We start from the raw sequence: 18,826 nt of genomic DNA on the forward strand, positions 1-18,826 counted from the left end.
TTCGCGGGCACCCGTCGCGGACGGCCGCGCGTGGCTGCGCGACCGCGGCGACGGGGACCGCTACGGGCGGGCTCGGACGCCGAGCGCGCGTTCGGCGCTCGTGACGGTCTGCTCCAGCAGCACCGCGATCGTCATCGGGCCGACGCCACCCGGCACGGGTGTGATCAGTCCGGCCCGGGTGACGGCGGTGTCGAAGTCGACGTCACCGACGTTCCCGGCGTTGTAACCCGCGTCGATCACGACAGCCCCCGGCTTGATGTCCTCGCCCCGGATCAGCCGGGGCCGTCCCACGGCGGCCACCACGATGTCCGCCTCGCGTACGACGGACGGCAGGGCCGTCGTACGCGAATGGCAGTACGTCACCGTGGCGTCCCTGCCGAGCAGCAGCATGCCGACCGGCCTGCCGAGGATCGCGCTGCGGCCGACGACGACGGCCCGCTTCCCGGCGGGGTCGACGTCGTACGCGTCGAGGAGCCGCATGATCCCGCCGGGTGTGCAGGACACGAAGCCCGGCAGACCGAAACTCATCGCCGCGTACGAGCTCAGCGTCACCCCGTCGACGTCCTTCGCCGGCGCGATGGCCTCGAAGGCGGCGCGCTCGTCGATGTGGGGTGCCATGGGGTGCTGGAGCAGGATGCCGTGCACGGCCGGATCGTCGGACAACGTCGTGAGTTCGGCGACCAGTTCGGCCGTCGTGATACCGGCGGGCAGCGCGAGGTGCCGGGACTCGATGCCCGCCTTGCCGCTGCGGTTCCGCTTCATCCGGACGTAGGTGACGGAGGCGGGATCCTCGCCGACGAGTACCGTCGCCAGGCAAGGGGCCACGCCGGTACGGACTTTGAGGCGGGCCGCGCGCCGCGCGGTGTCATCGAGGATCCGGCGGGCGAGACCGGCGCCGTCCATGAGCTGGGCCTGGGACACGAGTTCCTCCGGGGCGCTGCTGACAGTCGCCCAGGCGCGCGGCAAAGACGTCTGCGTCAGGCCGCTCCCCGGTGGTACTCCACCTCAGCGCCAGTCACGGCCCACCGACCAGACTAGCCCCTACGATCGCCTGCCCGCGGCATTCGACGAAGGGGGTGCCGTGGGGTCGGCGCCGGCCAGGAAGCCGTGGGCCTGCGCCTCCGTGGTCACGGCACCTATGGCTCCCGCCCAGCGCTCCACTTCCCGGGCCAGCGCGGCGGCTCCGGCCTCGTCGCCCGTGTCACGGGCCAGCACCGCGAGAAGCATCTGCTGCGAGAGGGTGCCGGGGACAGTGCCGGCGCGGGCGCCCAGTTCGGCCGCGCGGCGCCAGCGTTCCAGGGCCCGCGGGTGGTCGCCGCTGTCGTGGTCGTGATCGCCGAGGTGCCGCAGCGCTTCCCGCGACAACAGGTCGTCCCCCGACTCGCCGGCCCGCAGCGCGGCCTCGTAGTGCGCGGGCGCGAGATCGCGTTCGGCGAGGAGGTTGTCGGTGATGAGGCCCAGGTACATCTCCGCCCAGCCCCGGCGCACCGCGTCCGGCGCCCGGTCGCGCAGGCCCCCCGCGTCGGCGTGGAGAGCGGTGAGAGCTGCAGGGTCCTTGCCGTCGGGTCCGGGACGGAACCGGCCGTCGATCCGGACCAGACCGAGGTAGCCGTGGCGCAGCAGGAGGAAGCCCAGATCCCAACCGCCGTCCAGACGGGCTTCCTTGAACGCCCGCTCCGCCGCGTCGAGCCGCACACCGGCCAGGCTCGTTCCGCCGAACCAGTCGCTCTCCAGGGCGACTTCGGCGGCGGCCATCGCGAGCCGGGCGCGGTCGCGGGCCTCGGCGGACTGGGCCGCGTCCAGCAGGTCCGTCGCGCGCCTCCAGCGACCGGCGATCATCAATCCACTTACGGCCGAAAGGAGTTGGTCCAGCGGAATGACTGTCGTGATGGTGCTCGCGGTGTTCGTCATGGCGAGGAAAGTAGTAATCCGAAAAACTATCCACAAGGAAACTACTTTCGGAGGACCGTATGACAGAGCCGTCCGATGCGCCGACCCCGGATTCCGTCGACCGGCATGTCGCGCTCTGGTCGAGGGAGCTCGACTGGATGGATCCGGTCAAGGAGGCGATCTTCGCCCGGCTCGCCGTCCTGGCCCGGCACGCGGACCGGGCCCGCCGGGACACCCTCTTCTCCGGCGGCCTCCAGCGCGGGCAGTTCAAGGTCCTGCTGATGCTGCGCAGGCTCGGCCCGCCCTACGAAGCGAGCCCGTCGGACCTCGCCGACATGCTCGGCCTCACCCGTGGCGCCCTGTCGGCGCGGCTCGGCCCGCTGGAGGACACGGGACTGATCACCCGCAGTGCCGGGACGGCCGACCGCCGCCGGGTACGGGTGCGGCTCACCGGGGCCGGATATGAAGCCTTCGAGCGGCACGCGGCGTCGGAGGACGAGGGTGAGAACGCGCTGCTCGCAGTACTGAGTCCAGCAGAGAGGCAGACACTCGCAGGCCTGCTGCGGCAACTGGTCGTCGCCGCCGAGGCCGGTTCGGACGGGTCCTTCCCATTGCCGCACCAGCCGAGAAGGTCCAGGTCAGACGTGATGTGACCTGGACCTTCGGCCAGTTCCTCCCTACTCGTCCCATGCCTGTACCAGTGTCTGCTCGATGATCTTCCCGTCGCGCAGCGACATCATCGACGTGCTCATCACCCGTACCCCGTCCGCGTACACGCAGGTTTCGGTGAAGGCGACGTGGTCGCCCTGGACGACGCACTGGTCCATCTTGTGCGTCATGTCCCGGCTGTAGACGTCGTCGAGCATCTCGGCGATCTCGGTGCGACCGTGTTTGACCATCGGGTGACTGGGCTGCGTATTGCGGTCCACGACGCGCAGTTCCGCGTCGTCCGCGTAGAGCGACAGCAGATCTGCCGCACTCTGTCCTTCAATGCCCCGGCGCAGTGCCTCGGTGTCGAAGACGGGGGCTGCCGCTGTGCCCATGAGTGACCTCCTCAGGAAGGCGCGGGCCGGCCAGGAGCCGACCGCGAAGCGCCTCATAACCGAGCGTCCTCCGCCCCGGCTCCCAGGGCAAACGCAAGAGCCCGATGCGCCTCTCGGGTGAGGGCGGGGACCGGACCGTGTCCGCCCGGGGGCCGATGCCGTTGCTGGATGCATGATCTCAACACGACGTATCGTCGCCGCCGTTGGTCTCGCCGTCGGCGTAACGGGACTCGCCGCGCCGATGGCGACGGCCGCGGGTTCCGAGGCCCACGACGCCGGGAAGACGAACTCCGTCTCCACGCTCGACTCGCTCGCGCTGAGTGACATCCCCGCAGAGAATCAGGCCGAACTCATGCGGCCCTCCGCCCAGCTCGGCGGCCTGAACCGGCTGAACGACCTGAGCCGGTTGCGCCAGGTCACCGATCTCGGCACGCCTGCCACCGGGTTGGCCGGGGGCATCGAGAGCTAGTGGATGGCGCGAGCCGGCGGGCAGCGGCCGCGTCGGACGCGGCCGCGGCGGGCTCCGCCGGAACGTCGCCGTTCCGCCGGTACCCGACCCGGCCCGCCGCGGCCGGTACCCGACCCGGCGGACCTGCCGGACCCGGGCGGACCAGTCCGACACGCCGGACCCGGTCCGGCCCGATGCGGTGGGACCCGACGCGGTGCGACCCGGCGTGTCCCGGCCCCGTCCTGCTGGTCCCCTCCTGGCCAGGCGCGTCCCGGCCCGTCCGGTGCGCCCCGGTCAACACATCGGCCGGCACGTTCACGGACCGGCCGCGCGCTCGGTTCGCGGGGTGAAATCCTCTTCGTCCCGTGCCCCCGGGATGCCCGTGCCCGCTCCGCGTACCGCCGTCCGGAACGCGATCGGTGCCTGCCCGGCACGCTGGTGGAAGTACTTGGCGAAGTTCGTGGCACTGGAAAAGCCCAGCTGGGCGGCGATGCGGGCGGCGGCCAGGTCCGTGTGGGCGAGCAGTCGCTTGGCCTCCAGGACGACCCGGCGGTCGATGAACTCCTTGGCGCCGATCCCCGCCGAGTCGAGGGCGGCCCGGGACAGCGTGCGGGCGGAGTAGCCGAGGACGAGCGCGTAGTCGTCCACCCTGCGGGTGCGCGCGAAGTCCCGCTCGACGGTCTCGCGGAACCGAAGAAAGGTTTCGCTTGGTCCGGCGGCGGGACTGTCGGCGGCGGGACTTTCGGGCGCCTCAAGATGGGCCAGGCGCAGGATCAGCACGTCCAGCAGATGGCGCAGCACGGCGATGTGCGCGTCGAGCGGCAGCCGCCCCGGTGCCAGGAACTCGTGCTCCAGATGTGCCGTGGCCACCTGTAGTGACGCGGCGTCCTCGGCCTTCGGGGTGCGCAGCACGCCCGCGTGCGGATCGTCGAGCCGGGCCGCGCGGACGGTGGCCGCGCCCGGGAAGTCCCGCGCGAATACGATCAGCGTTCCCTCGGCCCCGGTGAGATCTCCCCACTGGAGGACCTGCCCGGGGCGCGTCCACAGCCAGGAGTCCGGTTCGACGTCGCGGGCCGTGAAGTCCACGCTCTGGCGCAATTCGCCGGAGGCGAGCGTGAGCACCTGGTGGACGGCGGGGCGCTGCGGCACGCCAAGGTCGGTTCCGTTGGCGCGGGACCGGGCGCGCAGCCCGGCCAGCGAGATCACTTCCAGGCCGGCGGGTGCGCCGACGGGGGCCGCGAAGATGATCTCGGGGACGGCCTGGCCGGCCGGGTGTCGGTTTTTGGCCATGATCAGTCGCCTGCGTATCCGGGTGGACGTGCCTTCCCGCCCGGTCACGGGTGGTCGCGAGCGGACGACCGCCCCGCGTGGCGGAAAGAGGGCATCACGATAGAGGAGAGTCGGTCCACGGCCAAGGAGCTCGAGGAGATCGCCGACGTACCGAAATGTTCGGGGAGCCCGGCGAGTTCGGTGCCTTCTCCGGCTCGGCGGTCTCCTCCGGGCGCGGTGCGGTCCGATCGCCGCGGGAGCCCGGTGACGGACCCCGGGCCGCGCGAACCGGCCCGGCTGGCCGTCGCAGGTTCCTTCCATTCCTACGGCCCTGCGCTCGTGCGCTCGTGGCCTCCTGCGCTCCTTGCGCACCGGAACGCGGTGCCGAGGTGAGGTCATCGTGCCGAGGTCATCCGGCGGTCGCGAGGAACTGGGTGGCGGCCAGTTCGGCGTAGAGCGGATCCGCGGCGACGAGTTCGCGGTGCGTACCCACCGCGCGGACCCGGCCCGCGTCCATCACGACGATGCGGTCGGCCGTCGTGACGGTGGACAGCCGGTGCGCGACCACCAGAACCGTGGTCGTACGGGCCACATCGGCGACCGTGTCGCGCAGCGCGGCCTCGTTGACGGCGTCGAGCTGCGAGGTGGCCTCGTCGAGGAGCAGCAGCCGGGGGCGACGCAGCAGGGCCCGGGCGATGGCGACGCGCTGGCGCTCGCCGCCCGACAGTTTGGTGCCGCGATGGCCGACCAGCGTGTCCAGGCCGCGCGGCAGCCGGGCGACCAGCCCGTCGAGGCGGGTCGTCTTCAGCACCCGGGTCACCTCGCCCTCGTCGGCCTCCGGGTTGCCGAGCAGGAGATTGTCACGCAGGGAGCCCGACAGCACCGGCGCGTCCTGCTCCACATAGCCGATGACGGAACGGAGCCGGGGCAGATCCCAGTCCTCCAGCGCGCGGCCGTCCACGGTGATGAGGCCCGCCTCGGGATCGTAGAACCTCTCGATGAGCGAGAAGACGGTGGTCTTGCCCGCGCCGGAAGGCCCGACGAACGCGGTCAGGCCGCGGGCCGGCACGGTGAACGTCACCCCGTGGTGGACGTACGGCAGATCGCCGGCGTACCGGAAGCGGACGTCGTCGAAGGCGAGTGCCGCCGGTTCGGCGTCCGGGGCGGGCAGGGGTGCGGGCAGGGCGGCCGGTTCCGCGGGCAGCCGCAGGGCCTCCTGGATGCGGGCGAGCGCGGCGGCGCCGGTCTGGTACTGCGTGATCGCGCCGACCACCTGCTGGATCGGTGACATCAGGTAGAAGACGTAGAGCAGAAAGGCGACCAGGGTGCCGATGCCGATGGCGCCGGTCGCGACACGGGCGCCGCCCACCGCGAGAACCGTGATGAAGGCGATCTGCATCGCCAGACCGGCCGTATTGCCCGCGGCCGCCGACCACTTGGCGGCCCGCACGCTCTGCCGCCAGGACTCCTCGGCGGCCTCGTGGACGGTGAGCTCCTCGCGGTGCTCGGCGCCGGACGCCTTGATCGTGCGCAGCGCGCCGAGGGTCCGCTCCAGCGAGGCCCCCATCACCCCGACGGCGTCCTGAGCCCGCCTGCTCGCCCGGTTGATGCGCGGCACGATCAGGCCGAGCACCGAACCCGCGCACAGGACCACGCCCAGCGTGACACCGAGCAGCACCAGGTCGACCAGGCCCATCATCACCACCGTGGCGGCGAGGGTGAGGCCGCCGGTGCCGAGTCCGACGAGGGAATCGGTCGTGACCTCGCGCAACAGGGTCGTGTCGGAGGTGATGCGGGCCATCAGGTCGCCGGGCTCGCTGCGGTCCACGGCGGGTATCCGCAGCCGCAGCAGGTACGAGGAGAGGGCGCGTCGCGCGCCGAGCACCACCGACTCGGCGGTGCGCCGCAGAACGTACGAACCCAGCGCCCCCACCGCCGCGTTGGTCACCACCAGGGCCGCCATACCGGCCAGGGCCCGTCCGATCGGCCGGTCGTGCGACAGGTCGTCGATGAGCCCGCGTGCCACCAGCGGCAGCAGCAGGCCGGTGGCCCCGGTCGTGAGCGCCAGCAGCGCGCCCGCGAACAGCGCCCGGCGGTGAGGTCGTACATACCCGAGCAACAGGCGCCACGCGGGCACCTCGGGCTCGGCCTCGGTCAGGCTCACGGCGCTCCTCGCGGGAGTTGGGACGGAGCACTCAGGCTACGTCGCAGGCGCGTCCGGACCGATCCCGACTGCTCGAAGTCCGCGCGGACTTGAGGACACGCGATCCCCAAGTGCCGCCAGGGTGGCATCGAGGTCCGCCGGGCGCGGCCGGTTGTGCGGGAGCCTGGCGAGCAGCGCGGCCATGCCGCAGGTGTCGGTGAGCGCAGAGAAGACCAGGCCGCCCGCGATGCCGGCGGCGACCAACCGCCAGGCGGGGTGCCGGAGTCCGAGGCCGAGGCCGGTGAGAACCACGGAACCGGCGGTGAACCGGACCTGGCGCTCCATGGACCAGCCGGCCCGTGTGGAGCCGGCCGGGCGGTGCAGTTCGTGTCCGCGCTCCGTCCAGGCGCCGGTGCCGCCGGTGAGGGTGGCCGCCGGTACACCGTGCTCGGCCAGCAGGGCGCAGGCGTTCGCCGAGCGGGCGCCGGAGGCGCAGACCACGAGGAGCTCGGGACGCGCGTCGCCGAGCACGGACAGCGCCCTGTGGAGTCGGTCGAGGGGGATGTTGAGGGCACCGGGCAGATGCCCGGAGGCGTATTCGCCGGGGGTGCGCACGTCGATGACGGTCAGCTCGGTGAGCCGGCCGCGGGCCTGGTCGACGTCGAGGGAGTGAGGGGTGTTCACGGGGAGTGTCATCCTTGCTCTTCGGGGTGCCCCGCAGGGCGGAGTATCATACCCCTAGGGGTATGGCCTAAGGAGTGTTCGTGGAGCTGGAACTCGAGGGTGCCGAGCTGAAGTCCGTGCTGAACCGGCTGCGCCGGGCACAGGGACAGATCGCCGGAGTGATCCGGATGATCGAGGAGGGACGCGACTGCGAGGACGTGGTCACCCAGCTCGCCGCGGCCTCCCGCGCCCTGGACCGGGCCGGATTCGCGATCATCGCCACCGGGCTCCAGCAGTGTCTGACCGACGTCGAGAACGGCGCCGGGAGCGGTGAGACCAATGAGCAGATGCGGGCCCGGCTGGAGAAGCTCTTCCTGTCGCTGGCCTGATCCTCACAGAACGACGTCCAGGAGCATCAGCGCGGCCACGGCCAGCAGAGCCCAGGCGAAGATCCGCTGAAGTGTGCCGCCTGACACCTTGGCCGCCAGGCGCTTCCCGTCCCAGGCGCCGAGGACGGCCGCCCCGGCGAACGGTGCGACTACCGCCCAGTCGAGGTCCTGTGCCGTTCCGGCCCGGGCGAGCAGCGCGGCGAGCGAATTCGCCGTGATCACCAGCAGACTGGTGCCGACGGCGGCCCGCATCCGCAGACCCACGACGTTCACCAGGGCCGGTACGGCGAGAAAGCCGCCGCCCACGCCCAGTACCCCTGTCACCGCTCCGAGGCCCGCCCCCGTGCCGGTGATCCGGCCGCTCCGCGCGGGCCTGACACCGGGCTCACCGGCCGCCGGCCGGAGCATCCGGACCGCCGCGAGGCCCGCGATCAGTGAGAACGCGCCGGTCAGGACCGCGGGGGGCAGCTGTCCGGAGACCGCCCCGCCCAGTGCGGCGGGAATCAGCCCGGCCGCCGCGAACAGCGCGCCCGCATGCCAGCGGACGGTGCCCTCCCGGGCGTGCGCCGACAGGGCGGTCGCCGAGGTGACGGTGACGATGACCAGGCTCGCGGTGGTGGCCGCCGAGGGAGTGAAGCCCAGCAGGTAGATCAGGGCGGGCACGGTCAGCACGCTGCCGCCACCGCCCAGCGCTCCGAGCGCGAGCCCCGTCACGGCGCCGGCCGCGAGAGCGAGGATCAGGACGCTCACGCCTCGGGGCCGTCGAGCTCAAGGGCCGCCGCGGCGAGCCTGGCCTGGGCGTCGTCGCCGTACGCCTGGTTGCCGTGCGCGTGACGAGATGCGGGTGCGGGGGCAGAGGCAGTGGCAGGGGTGAGAGCGGAGGCGCGAGCGGGGCTGGACTCGTCGGTGGGGGGCTCCGCCCGTCCGCCCGGTCCGGGCACGTCCGGCGTGGCCGCACCGGCTCCGCGGCCCCCGGGCTCCCGGGCTCCCGCGGGCGCGGTCCGCGCCATGGGCAGCCCGGAGGTGCCCGCGGCGGCGAAGGAGTCGTCGACGGCCACGACCTCGCGGCCCGCCGCGTCGAGCAGCGAGGCGGCGATGGCGGCCCGCATGCCTCCGGCGCAGTGCACCCAGACGGTTCCGTCGGGTATCTCCGTGAGCCGGTCGCGTACCTGGTGGACGGGGATGTGCACCGACCCCGAGATGTGGCCCCCGGCGCGCTCGGAGTCGCGCCGCACGTCCAGGATGACGGCTCGGCCGGGTACGGCGTACGCCGCGGCGAGCTCGGCGAAGCCGGCACGCCGGAAGGTGCGCGCCCGTTCGCCCTCGCGCAGCCAGTCGCCCGGTGACCCGATCGCCGCGGCGGCCGGCCGGTCCACGCCGACCTGCACCAACTCCCGCTGTGCGTAGGCGAGTTGTTCCTGAGACTCGGCGAGCAGGGTGACCGGTCTGCCCCAGGGCAGCAGCCAGGCCAGATAGACGGCGAGCTGACCGTCCGCCTCGAAGTTGACCGCCCCGGCGACATGCCCCGCGGCGAACGCGGTCCGGCTGCGCAGATCCACGGCCCATTCGCCTGCCGCGAGTCGTGCGGCGATCTCCGTGGCGTCCGCGAGCACCGGCGGGGTGAGGTCGACGGGGGCCGGGCCCCCGGCGTTGGCCGGGCCCATGTGGGCGTAGTGCGCGGGTACGTCGTCGAGCCCGGCGAGGAGGTCCGCGACGAACGTGTCGACATCCTTGACCAGGGCTTCGTTGCTGTCGCGCGCACGCCCGACCGTCGTCGCGACGCCGTCGGCGCCTCCGGCGGAACAGAAGCTGCCGAAGCCGTGGGTGGGCAGGACCGCGGTGTCGTCGGGCAGCTCGGCGGCGAGCCGGTGCGCCGACGCGTGCTGTGCTCGGGCCAGCTCCCCGGTCAGCCGCGGTTCCACCAGATCGGGCCGGCCGACCGTGCCGATCAGCAGGGAGCCGCCGGTGAAGGCCGCGAGGGCGCGCCCGCTCTCCTGGAGGACGTACGAGGTGTGGTGCGGGCTGTGTCCGGGGGTGGCCAGCGCGCGCAGTGTCAGTCCGGCGTCCACCTCCACCAGGTCCCCGTCGGCCACCGGCACCCGTGCGAACGCGACCCGGGCGCCGGCCGGGACCAGATGGGCGGCCCCGGTGAGCCGGGCCAGTTCCAGGCCGCCGCTCACGTAGTCGTTGTGCAGGTGCGTCTCGACGACGTACGCGATGCGCACGCCCCGCCGGGCGGCCGCCGCGATCACCCGCTCGACGTCCCTGGGCGGATCGACGGCGACGGCGGTGCGCGGACCGCCGGCCAGATAGCTCCGGTTGCCCAGGCCCGCCACCTCGATGGTGTCGACGAAGAACACGGCAGCACTCCTCTCCTGCGTGAAGCCCGAGGGCTTCGCGGCTCTGACGAAATTACCCCCGGGGGTATATCTCCACCGTAGCAGAGGTACCCCCGGGGGTATCTGGGGGCTGAGGTCGACGCACCGCCGATGCGCGGGCGGCCGTCCGCCGTACCGGGCCCGGGGCCGTCGTGAGCCACCTGGCCTGCTACGGGCCGGTCACCCCGTAGGGTCGGTTGACGGAACGTCGATCGACCTAGGGAAGGCTCACTCACATGGCGCAGGAAGTACGGGGCGTGATCGCACCGGGCAAGAACGAGCCGGTGCGCGTCGAGACCATCGTCGTGCCCGATCCGGGACCGGGCGAGGCCGTGGTGAAGATCCAGGCCTGCGGGGTCTGCCACACGGACCTGCACTACAAGCAGGGCGGCATCAACGACGACTTCCCGTTCCTGCTCGGCCACGAGGCGGCCGGAGTCGTGGAGTCGGTCGGCGCCGGAGTCACGGACGTGGCACCCGGCGACTTCGTCGTCCTCAACTGGCGCGCGGTGTGCGGGCAGTGCCGCGCGTGTCTGCGTGGACGGCCCTGGTACTGCTTCGACACCCACAACGCGAAGCAGAAGATGACATTGAAGGACGGGACCGAACTCTCCCCGGCCCTCGGCATCGGCGCCTTCGCCGAGAAGACACTGGTCGCGGCCGGACAGTGCACCAAGGTCGACCCCGCGGTCTCCCCGGCGGTCGCCGGACTGCTCGGCTGCGGAGTGATGGCCGGCATCGGGGCCGCCATCAACACGGGCGACGTCGGCCGGGGCGACACGGTCGCGGTGATCGGCTGCGGCGGAGTCGGCGACGCGGCGATCGCAGGCTCCCGGCTCGCGGGCGCGGCGAAGATCATCGCCGTGGACATCGACGACCGCAAGCTCACGACCGCCCGGAAGCTCGGCGCGACGCACACCGTCAACTCCCGCGAGACCGACCCCGTCGAGGCGATCCGCGAACTCACCGGTGGCTTCGGCGCCGACGTCGTCATCGAGGCGGTCGGCCGCCCGGAGACGTACCGACAGGCCTTCTACGCCCGCGACCTCGCGGGCACGGTCGTCCTCGTCGGCGTGCCGACCCCGGACATGAAACTCGAACTCCCGCTGATCGACGTCTTCGGACGCGGCGGCGCCCTCAAGTCCTCCTGGTACGGCGACTGTCTGCCCTCCCGCGACTTCCCGATGCTGATCGACCTGCACCTCCAAGGGCGCCTCGACCTGGGCGCGTTCGTGAGCGAGACCATCGCGCTGGACGACATCGAGGCGGCCTTCGAGCGGATGCACCACGGCGACGTGCTGCGCTCGGTGGTGATCCTGTGACGAGCGCCCGCGTCGAACACCTCGTCACCTCGGGCACGTTCTCGCTCGACGGCGGCACCTGGGACGTCGACAACAACGTGTGGATCGTGGGAAACGACCACGAGGCGATCGTGATCGACGCCGCTCATGACGCCGACGCCATCGCCGAAGCGGTGGGAGACCGGCGCCTTACGGCGATCGTGTGCACCCACGCCCACAACGACCACATCGACGCCGCCCCCGCCCTGGCGGAACGCACCGGAGCCACCATCTGGCTCCACCCCGACGACCTGCCGCTGTGGAAGTTCACCCACCCGGACCGGCTGCCCGACGCCTGGCTCCAGGACGGCCAGGTGATCGAGGCGGCGGGCGCGGACCTGACCGTGCTGCACACCCCGGGCCACGCCCCGGGTGCCGTCTGCCTCTACGACCAGGGCCTCGGCACCCTCTTCTCCGGGGACACCCTCTTCCGGGGAGGCCCGGGGGCGACGGGCCGGTCCTACTCGCACTTCCCGACGATCATCGAGTCGATCCGCGACCGGCTGCTCTCTTTGCCGGCCGACACGGTCGTTCGTACGGGACACGGCGATTCGACCACCATCGGCGAGGAGGCTCCGCACCTGGAGGAGTGGATCGCACGCGGCCACTGACACCGCGCCCGCGACGAGGCGGTCCGCCGCCCCGTCGCGCTGCCGCCCCGACGCGCCGAACCTCCGTCTCCGCCGTGCCGCGACACGGCGGAGACGCCATGGATACCTGACAGAAGATGTCCGGCTTCCGGGAGACGCTCGTAGCAGCACATGGGTGACAGGAGCCCGTGGACGCCACGCGCGAGGAGGTCGGACATGTCGGGGCCGCTGGAAGGCACGCTGCGGGGCAAGGTCGCACTGGTGGCGGGCGCGACCCGGGGGGCGGGCCGGGGAATCGCCGTGGAACTGGGCGCGGCCGGCGCCACCGTCTACGTGACCGGGCGCAGCACGCGGGAACGCCGCTCGGAGTACGACCGTCCGGAGACCATCGAGGACACCGCCGACCTGGTCGGCGCGGCGGGCGGGCGGGGTGTCGCGGTCCCCACGGACCACCTCGTGCCGTCCGAGGTGGCCGCGCTCGTCGCGCGGATCGCGGACGAACAGGGCCGCCTGGACGTCCTGGTCAACGACATCTGGGGCGCCGAGAAGCTCTTCGAGTGGGACGCCCCCGTCTGGGAGCACGACCTCGACAACGGACTCAGGATGCTCCGGCTCGCCGTGGAGACCCACGCGATCACCAGCCACCACGCGTTGCCCCTGCTGCTGCGCCGTCCCGGCGGCCTGGTCGTCGAGATGACCGACGGCACGGCGCAGTACAACCGGGACACCTACCGGGTCTCGTTCTTCTACGACATCGCCAAGTCGGCCGTGCTGCGCATGGCGTTCGCCCTCGGACACGAACTGGGCCCGCGCGGCGCCACCGCCGTGGCCCTCACCCCCGGCTGGCTGCGCTCGGAGATGATGCTCGAAGCCTTCGGCGTGACCGAGGAGAACTGGCGCGAAGCCGAGGAACGCGTCCCGCACTTCGGGATCTCGGAGACGCCCTCCTACGTGGGCCGCGCGGTCGCCGCACTGGCCGCCGACCCCGAAGTCGCGCGCTGGAACGGCACATCCCTCTCCAGCGGACAGCTCGCCCAGGTGTACGGCTTCACCGACCTCGACGGCAGCCGTCCGGACTGCTGGCGGTACATGGTCGAAGTGCAGGACAAGGGGAGACCGGCGGACGCGACGGGGTACCGCTGAGCGGATCGGCCCGGAGACCGGATCAGGCGGGTACGTACGGCTGCCAGCGTGCCGAGTGACCCGGAGGCAGAGCCAGGTCGTCGCGGACCGCCGTGTAGTACGCCTCCCGCGTGGCGCGCTGCTCTTGGAGCAGGTCCCGCCAGGCGTTCTGGCCGCGCACCCGTTCGTTCGGGAAGTTCTCCATCCGCATCGCCATGAGGGCCCACTCCCGGGCCTTCTCCACCACCTCCGGCGTGCCCAGCATGAGCAGCGCCTCCCAGGCCGGATCCCGTGCGTCGAGCGCCGCCGCCAGCAGCGGAGCCGCCTCCTCCGGCGGCAGCGGATGCGGGTGGGGGTCGTCGCCGAGATGGGCGGCGACGCGGTACGTCAGCGTGATCGTCTTCTTCAGGCACCTTGCATAGTCGGAGTACACCGCGAGTCGCCGCTCTTCCCAGCGGGCCGCCTGCTCGCGGCCGAAGCGGGCCCGGTCGCCCCGCACGATCGCCAGATACGAACCGAGGGCACCGATGACCACGCCGATCAGCGCCGGGAGTTGCTGCATGAAGGCGGACATGGCCGCACGGTATCTGTCGCCGCGACGATCACGGCAGTACCTTCCCTGCCATGACTGCGATCACTGCGATGAGGCGTTTCGAGGGATACGGGGTTCTGATCACGGGCGCGGCGCGGGGTATCGGCGCGGCGACCGCCCGCCGCCTCGCCGAGGAAGGCGCCCAGGTCCTCGTCACCGACGTCGACCTGGCGGAGGCCGAGAAGACCGCCGCCACCCTGCGCGAACTCGGCGCGCGGGCCGAGGCGTTCACCTGCGACGTGGGGGAGCGGGCACAGGTCGAGGCCGCGGTGGCGTACGCGGTGGACACCTTCGGCTCGCTCGACGTCCTGGTCAACAACGCCTTCCGGTGCAACCCCGACGCCAGGCTCTTCGAGGACGAGAGCGACGAGGTGTGGGCCGGTGACCTGGACATCACCCTGACCGGCGCCTACCGCTGCGCCCGCGCCGCGCTCCCGCACCTGGTCGCCTCCGGCCGCGGGTCCATCGTCAGCATCGGCTCCGTCAACGGCATCCAGGACTTCGGCAACCACGCCTACAGCGCGGCCAAGGCCGGACTGATGTCGCTCACCCGCACCCTGGCGGGCCATGCCGCCGACCGGGGCGTCCGCGTCAACCTGGTGGCGCCGGGGACCGTCCGCACCACGGCCTGGGAGGGCCGCGAGGACGATCTCGCCATCGCGGCCGGCCTGTATCCGCTGGGCCGGGTCGGCGAACCGGAGGACATCGCGGCCGCCGTCGCCTTCCTCGCCTCCCGCGACGCGTCCTGGATCACCGGCACGACCCTGTGCGTCGACGGCGGCCTGACAGGCGTGAACACCGCGTTCCGGCAGGCGGTCAGACTGCACGGTGGCGACACCGGCAACGGGAACGACAGCCCCTGACCAGGACCCGGCGCCGCAGGTCCGCTCCACCGTGATCGACCGGACCTCCTAGCCGCGCGGTTCCGCCGAGTGCCGCTCGACGGCGTCGAACACCCGGTCCGTGTCCGCCTCGCTCGTACGCCAGTTGCTGAACGCGGCGCGCAGCCCGTGCGTCCCGTCGTAGAACGTCGGTGTCACGAAGGCCTCGCCCGAGGCGGCGACGGCGGCGGCCAGGGCGTGGACCCGCTGTTCGCTCGGGTCGTCGGCGAGGGTGAAGCAGACGACGTTCAGCCGGACGGGCGCGAGGAGCCGCAGACCGGGGACACCGGCGATCCGCTCGCCCAGTCGCCTGGCGAGCGCGACATTGCGCTCGACGATCTCGCGATGCCCCTCGCGGCCGTACGCCGCCAGCGAGAACCAGGCCGGGAGCGCCCGCAGCCGACGCGAGTTCTCCGGGGTCAGGTGCAGGAAGTCGGGGTCGCCGGTGGGGAGTCCGAGATAGGGCGAGGCGTTGTGGAAGACCTTGACCTGGAGATCCTGGCGGCGGGTGAACTGGACGGCCGCGTCGTAGGGGACGTTGAGCCACTTGTGCAGGTCGACACAGACGGAGTCGGCCGCGTCCAGGCCCGCCACCAGGGAGGCGTACGCGGGTGACAGCGCGGCGAAGCCGCCGAACGCGGCATCGACGTGCAGCCAGAAGTCATGGCGTTCCTTGAGCGCGGCGATGGCCCGCAGATCGTCGAAGTCGACGGTGTTCACCGTTCCGGCGTTCGCCACGACGACGGCCGGGCGTCCGCCGAGCGCCTCCAGGGCCTCGTCGAGCCGTTCCACGTCCACGGCCTCACGATTGCCGGGCAGTACCGGCACCGGGCGCAGACTGTCCCGGCCGAGGCCCAGCACGGACAGGGCCTTGGCGACACTGGAGTGCGGACTGCCCGACAGCACGTCCACCCGACCGAGCGCACCGGTTCCCTCGTGCGCGACCGACACCCCCCGCCGCTCACCGAGCCATTCCCGGGCGATGGCGAGCCCGACCGTGTTGGAGACCGTGGCCCCGCTCACGAACGCCCCGCGGTGCGCCTCGCTCAGCCCGAACAGCTCACGCAGCCAGCCCAGCGTCTCGTGCTCCAGCGCGCTCGCGAAGGAACCGCCGCTTCCCGACACGTTCTGGTCGTACGCGGCGGTGAGCCAGTCCCCGGTGAGCGAGGCGGGCGTCGCGCCACCGGTGACGAAGCCGAGGTAGCGCGGGCCCGCGGAGCCGGAGAAGCCCGGTGCCCAGCGCCCGGCGAACAGGTCCAGGGCTCCCTCGGCGCCGGCTCCCCCGGCCGGCAGGGACGTGGTTCCCGGCGTCTCGCCGAGGTGGGCGACGGGACGGCCGTCGAGGCCGCTCACCTCCCGGAGGGCGAAGTCACGGGCGGCCTGGAGCAGTTCGGGAAGGTGTTCGAGGTCTTCGGCGAGTGTGCGGTGCATGTGGGCAGCGTAGGCGGGAGAGCAGCCGGAACACTGGTCCATTTCGCATAAAGTGGACCAGTGCACGGAGGATTCACGGAAGCGCTCGGCGGCTGGCGCACGGAAGGGGAACCGCTCGCACGGTCCCTGGCCGGGGCGGTCCGGGCGGCGGTGTTCGACGGACGCCTGCCGACCGGCACCCGGCTGCCGTCCGAGCGTGAACTGGCCCGGTCCCTTGGGCTGAGCCGCGGCACCGTCGTCACGGCCCTCACCGAGTTGCGCGACGACGGCTGGCTGCACACCCGGCACGGCAGCGGCAGCGTCGTACGCCTGCCCGCGCGGCTCACCGAGCGCACCACGCCGTGGTCCCTGGACCGGGGCGGCGCGCGGGACGCGGACCTCGATCTGACCCTCGCCGTCACGGCGGCTCCGCACGAGGCCTACCGTGCGGCGCTGGAGCGGGCTGTCGGGCGCAGCTCGGCCCTGCTGCTGGACTCGGGGGTCGCGACAGCGGGCCTGCCCCGGCTGCGCGAGCTGCTCGCCGAGCGCTACACCCGGTCCGGCCTGGCCACCCGCCCCGAGCAGATCCTGGTCACCTCGGGCGCCCAGGCCGCGCTGACCCTCCTCACCGATCAGCTGCACACGGACCGCAGGGCTCCGGTCGTGGTCGAGAGTCCCACCTATCCCGGAGCGCTGGCCATCCTGCGACGGCGCCGGGCCCGCCTGCTCTCGGTGCCGGTGACCGGTCGGGACGGGTGGGACATCGAGCGGCTGAGGGACCACGTGGGCGGCAGGAGGGCCCGACTCGCCTATCTCGTCCCGGACTTCCACAACCCGACGGGCGCGCACATGAACGCGCGGACCCGGACCGAGGTCGCCGCCCTCGCCGACCGGCATCAGCTGACCGTCGTCGTCGACGAGACCATGCGCGACCTCGACCTGCGGACGCCGCCGCGACCGGAGCCTCATCTCGGCGGAACGCGGGTGATCCAGATCGGATCGGCGAGCAAGGTGGTGTGGAGCGGGCTGCGGGTGGGTTGGATCCGGGCGGGAGCGGGCCTGGTACGCGCACTCGTGCGCAACCCGCTCCAGGCCCAGTTGTCGCCGCCCCCGCTGGAACAGCTGATCGCCATCGAGCTGTTGGGCGACGGCGACGGCGACGGCGAGGGTGACAGCGACGTCGAGGACGAAGGCGGGCGCGCGGATGACGGGCGCGGCGGAGGCGACGGCGGACGCGCGGGCGAGCGCGGGGGTCTCGACGCTGTCCTCGCCGATCGCCTGACCCGGCTGCGAGCACAGCGCGACCACCTCGCCGGACTCCTCGCCGGGACGGGATGGAGGTACACCGTGCCGGACGGCGGTCTCTCCCTCTGGGTGCACCTCGGCGACACCACGACCGCCACGGAACTCGCGGCCCGTGCCGCCCGGCGGGGCCTGGCCGTGTCACCGGGCCCCTTGTTCGCGCCGGACGGCACGACGCTGACACATCATCTGCGGCTGCCGTTCACGGCGACACCGGAGGTGCTCACGCGCGCGGTGGGCCTGCTCCACCGGCCGACGGACTCGGCGTGAGGGGCCCGGAGGCCCAGCGCCCCGCGAGGAATGTCACTGTTTCGTCCCGGGCTCGCCGACCGTACAACGGAATATCCTCAACGACGGTCTAGTAGGCAGACAGACACATGACGGACACGGCAGGAAGGCACGCCATGGGGGACAGAAGCAGACGAGGAGCCGTCGCGCTCGGGCTCACCGGACTGGTCGCACCACTCACCCTCGCACTGGGCTCGACGCCCGCGCAGGCCGCGAGCTGTACCACGGCCACCGGCCCGAACCAGAAGCAGGTGGAGAAGTTCCTCGGGCGGCCCGTCGACGGACGGCAGTCCGCCGCGGACTGCAAGGCGATCCAGGCCTTCCAGACCAAGCACGGCATCACCCCGAACATCGGCTACGCGGGACCCGTCACCTGGGGCGTGATGGATCTCATGAACAAGCAGAAGGCCGTGGGGAGCAACCCCAACCGGGACGGCAAGTGCCCGGTGAACAAGGGCCGTATCGCCTGCGTCAACCTCACGCTGCAGCTCAGCTGGATCCAGGACGGCAGCCGGCTGGTCTACGGACCGGTCCCGGTCCGCACGGGCAGGAACGGGTACGAGACCCGCACCGGCCTCAAGAAGATCTACTGGCGGGACATCGACCACGTCTCGAACATCTACAACGTGTCCATGCCCTACAGCCAGTTCTTCGACGGCGGTCAGGCCTTCCACTCGGTGGGCCTCAGCATGTGGAACCCGCCCGGTTCGCACGGCTGCGTCAACATGACCCCGACCACGGCCAAGAAGTACTGGTCGCTGCTCAAGAACGGCGACGACGTCGCCGTGTACGGCCGCAAGCCCGGTACGTGAGTCCCGAGTGACGAGGTTCACGGTCCGTTATGTCGCCCGATGAGCCTTTACTCACACCATCTTCACGTCAAGGACCGTATGCTTCACGCCATGTGCACCACTCTTGACAACGACACTCAGCGATCCGCTGCCGAAGTCAACGAGGAGATCCGGGCCCTGTGGTTCCGGGCGGGTGGGACGCTGAGCATGGAAGAGCGGCGCGAGTACCAGGCCCTCGTCCTCGAGTGGGCGGAAGCCGCCCCGTCGTCGACTCGGGCCGCCTGACC

General features: G+C 72.1%; 19 protein-coding genes, 1 pseudogene and 1 riboswitch. Of the genes and pseudogenes, 10 read left to right on the forward strand and 10 right to left on the reverse strand.

Annotated elements, in window-relative coordinates; translation table 11 throughout:
* Positions 1-60: 60 nt before the first annotated feature.
* A complete protein-coding gene (locus ACFYW8_RS00815; protein WP_389065264.1) occupies positions 61-921 on the reverse strand; it encodes a bifunctional 5,10-methylenetetrahydrofolate dehydrogenase/5,10-methenyltetrahydrofolate cyclohydrolase in 861 nt (286 codons plus the stop codon).
* 21 nt (positions 922-942) lie between these two features.
* Positions 943-1,029: riboswitch (ZMP/ZTP riboswitch) on the reverse strand.
* 12 nt (positions 1,030-1,041) lie between these two features.
* Positions 1,042-1,911, reverse strand: coding sequence for a hypothetical protein (locus tag ACFYW8_RS00820; RefSeq protein WP_389065268.1), 870 nt, complete (start codon positions 1,909-1,911; stop codon positions 1,042-1,044).
* A gap of 59 nt (positions 1,912-1,970) precedes the next feature.
* Between ACFYW8_RS00820 and ACFYW8_RS00825 the strand changes: the two genes are divergently transcribed.
* A complete protein-coding gene (locus ACFYW8_RS00825) occupies positions 1,971-2,543 on the forward strand; it encodes a MarR family transcriptional regulator (RefSeq protein WP_365872113.1) in 573 nt (190 codons plus the stop codon).
* A 24-nt stretch (positions 2,544-2,567) separates the two neighbouring features.
* Here the strand turns inward: ACFYW8_RS00825 and ACFYW8_RS00830 are convergent, their stop codons facing one another.
* Complete coding sequence (locus ACFYW8_RS00830) at positions 2,568-2,933, reverse strand: nuclear transport factor 2 family protein (RefSeq protein ID WP_365872115.1); 366 nt, start codon at positions 2,931-2,933, stop codon at positions 2,568-2,570.
* 172 nt (positions 2,934-3,105) lie between these two features.
* Between ACFYW8_RS00830 and ACFYW8_RS00835 the strand changes: the two genes are divergently transcribed.
* The gene (locus tag ACFYW8_RS00835; protein WP_389065277.1) at positions 3,106-3,402 is read left to right on the forward strand and encodes a hypothetical protein; all 297 of its coding nucleotides are present in this window, start codon (positions 3,106-3,108) and stop codon (positions 3,400-3,402) included.
* Between the two features lie 294 nt (positions 3,403-3,696).
* Here ACFYW8_RS00835 and ACFYW8_RS00840 read toward each other — a convergent pair whose 3' ends face one another.
* The 3 genes from ACFYW8_RS00840 to ACFYW8_RS00850 all read right to left on the reverse strand — a co-directional run bounded on the left by ACFYW8_RS00840 (position 3,697) and on the right by ACFYW8_RS00850 (position 7,489).
* Positions 3,697-4,671, reverse strand: coding sequence for a helix-turn-helix transcriptional regulator (locus ACFYW8_RS00840; RefSeq protein WP_389065282.1), 975 nt, complete (start codon positions 4,669-4,671; stop codon positions 3,697-3,699).
* A 388-nt stretch (positions 4,672-5,059) separates the two neighbouring features.
* Complete coding sequence (locus ACFYW8_RS00845) at positions 5,060-6,814, reverse strand: ABC transporter ATP-binding protein (protein WP_389065286.1); 1,755 nt, start codon at positions 6,812-6,814, stop codon at positions 5,060-5,062.
* A gap of 36 nt (positions 6,815-6,850) precedes the next feature.
* Positions 6,851-7,489 carry a rhodanese-like domain-containing protein gene (locus tag ACFYW8_RS00850; protein ID WP_389065289.1) on the reverse strand — a complete coding sequence of 213 codons (639 nt, stop codon included), beginning with the start codon at positions 7,487-7,489 and terminating at the stop codon, positions 6,851-6,853.
* A 68-nt stretch (positions 7,490-7,557) separates the two neighbouring features.
* On the opposite strand from ACFYW8_RS00850, the gene ACFYW8_RS00855 reads away from it, so the two are divergent.
* Entirely contained in the window at positions 7,558-7,845 is a 288-nt protein-coding gene (locus tag ACFYW8_RS00855; RefSeq protein WP_365872125.1) for a metal-sensitive transcriptional regulator, read from the forward strand.
* 3 nt (positions 7,846-7,848) lie between these two features.
* Here the strand turns inward: ACFYW8_RS00855 and ACFYW8_RS00860 are convergent, their stop codons facing one another.
* On the reverse strand, positions 7,849-8,595 hold the full coding sequence (locus ACFYW8_RS00860) for a sulfite exporter TauE/SafE family protein (RefSeq protein ID WP_389065294.1): 747 nt from the start codon (positions 8,593-8,595) through the stop codon (positions 7,849-7,851).
* A 263-nt stretch (positions 8,596-8,858) separates the two neighbouring features.
* Positions 8,859-10,205 (reverse strand): annotated as a pseudogene (locus ACFYW8_RS00865) (rhodanese-like domain-containing protein); the annotation flags it as partial.
* A gap of 254 nt (positions 10,206-10,459) precedes the next feature.
* Here ACFYW8_RS00865 and ACFYW8_RS00870 point away from each other — a divergent pair.
* From ACFYW8_RS00870 to ACFYW8_RS00880, 3 genes are all read left to right on the forward strand, one after another.
* Positions 10,460-11,545, forward strand: coding sequence for an S-(hydroxymethyl)mycothiol dehydrogenase (locus ACFYW8_RS00870; protein WP_389065299.1), 1,086 nt, complete (start codon positions 10,460-10,462; stop codon positions 11,543-11,545).
* The gene (locus tag ACFYW8_RS00875; RefSeq protein ID WP_365872133.1) at positions 11,542-12,174 is read left to right on the forward strand and encodes an MBL fold metallo-hydrolase; all 633 of its coding nucleotides are present in this window, start codon (positions 11,542-11,544) and stop codon (positions 12,172-12,174) included. Before ACFYW8_RS00870 ends, ACFYW8_RS00875 begins: the two co-directional genes overlap by 4 nt.
* Before the next feature lie 195 nt (positions 12,175-12,369).
* Positions 12,370-13,296 (forward strand): SDR family oxidoreductase, encoded by a 927-nt coding sequence (locus ACFYW8_RS00880; RefSeq protein ID WP_389065304.1) that lies wholly within the window; start codon positions 12,370-12,372, stop codon positions 13,294-13,296.
* 22 nt (positions 13,297-13,318) lie between these two features.
* On the opposite strand, the gene ACFYW8_RS00885 is transcribed toward ACFYW8_RS00880, so the two are convergent.
* The gene (locus ACFYW8_RS00885; RefSeq protein WP_389065307.1) at positions 13,319-13,849 is read right to left on the reverse strand and encodes a hypothetical protein; all 531 of its coding nucleotides are present in this window, start codon (positions 13,847-13,849) and stop codon (positions 13,319-13,321) included.
* Positions 13,850-13,908: 59 nt separating this feature from the next.
* Between ACFYW8_RS00885 and ACFYW8_RS00890 the strand changes: the two genes are divergently transcribed.
* Positions 13,909-14,730, forward strand: coding sequence for an SDR family NAD(P)-dependent oxidoreductase (locus tag ACFYW8_RS00890; protein WP_389066557.1), 822 nt, complete (start codon positions 13,909-13,911; stop codon positions 14,728-14,730).
* 48 nt (positions 14,731-14,778) lie between these two features.
* Here the strand turns inward: ACFYW8_RS00890 and ACFYW8_RS00895 are convergent, their stop codons facing one another.
* A complete protein-coding gene (locus ACFYW8_RS00895; protein ID WP_389065312.1) occupies positions 14,779-16,179 on the reverse strand; it encodes a pyridoxal phosphate-dependent decarboxylase family protein in 1,401 nt (466 codons plus the stop codon).
* 60 nt (positions 16,180-16,239) lie between these two features.
* Here ACFYW8_RS00895 and ACFYW8_RS00900 point away from each other — a divergent pair, with 60 nt between their 5' ends.
* From ACFYW8_RS00900 to ACFYW8_RS00910, 3 genes are all read left to right on the forward strand, one after another.
* A complete protein-coding gene (locus ACFYW8_RS00900; RefSeq protein WP_389065316.1) occupies positions 16,240-17,730 on the forward strand; it encodes a PLP-dependent aminotransferase family protein in 1,491 nt (496 codons plus the stop codon).
* Positions 17,731-17,864: 134 nt separating this feature from the next.
* Positions 17,865-18,560, forward strand: coding sequence for a L,D-transpeptidase family protein (locus tag ACFYW8_RS00905; protein ID WP_389065324.1), 696 nt, complete (start codon positions 17,865-17,867; stop codon positions 18,558-18,560).
* 78 nt (positions 18,561-18,638) lie between these two features.
* On the forward strand, positions 18,639-18,824 hold the full coding sequence (locus ACFYW8_RS00910) for a hypothetical protein (protein WP_365872145.1): 186 nt from the start codon (positions 18,639-18,641) through the stop codon (positions 18,822-18,824).
* Positions 18,825-18,826 lie beyond the last annotated feature (2 nt).

It is taken from the genome of Streptomyces sp. NPDC002742 (assembly GCF_042888885.1).
Lineage (GTDB): Bacteria > Actinomycetota > Actinomycetes > Streptomycetales > Streptomycetaceae > Streptomyces.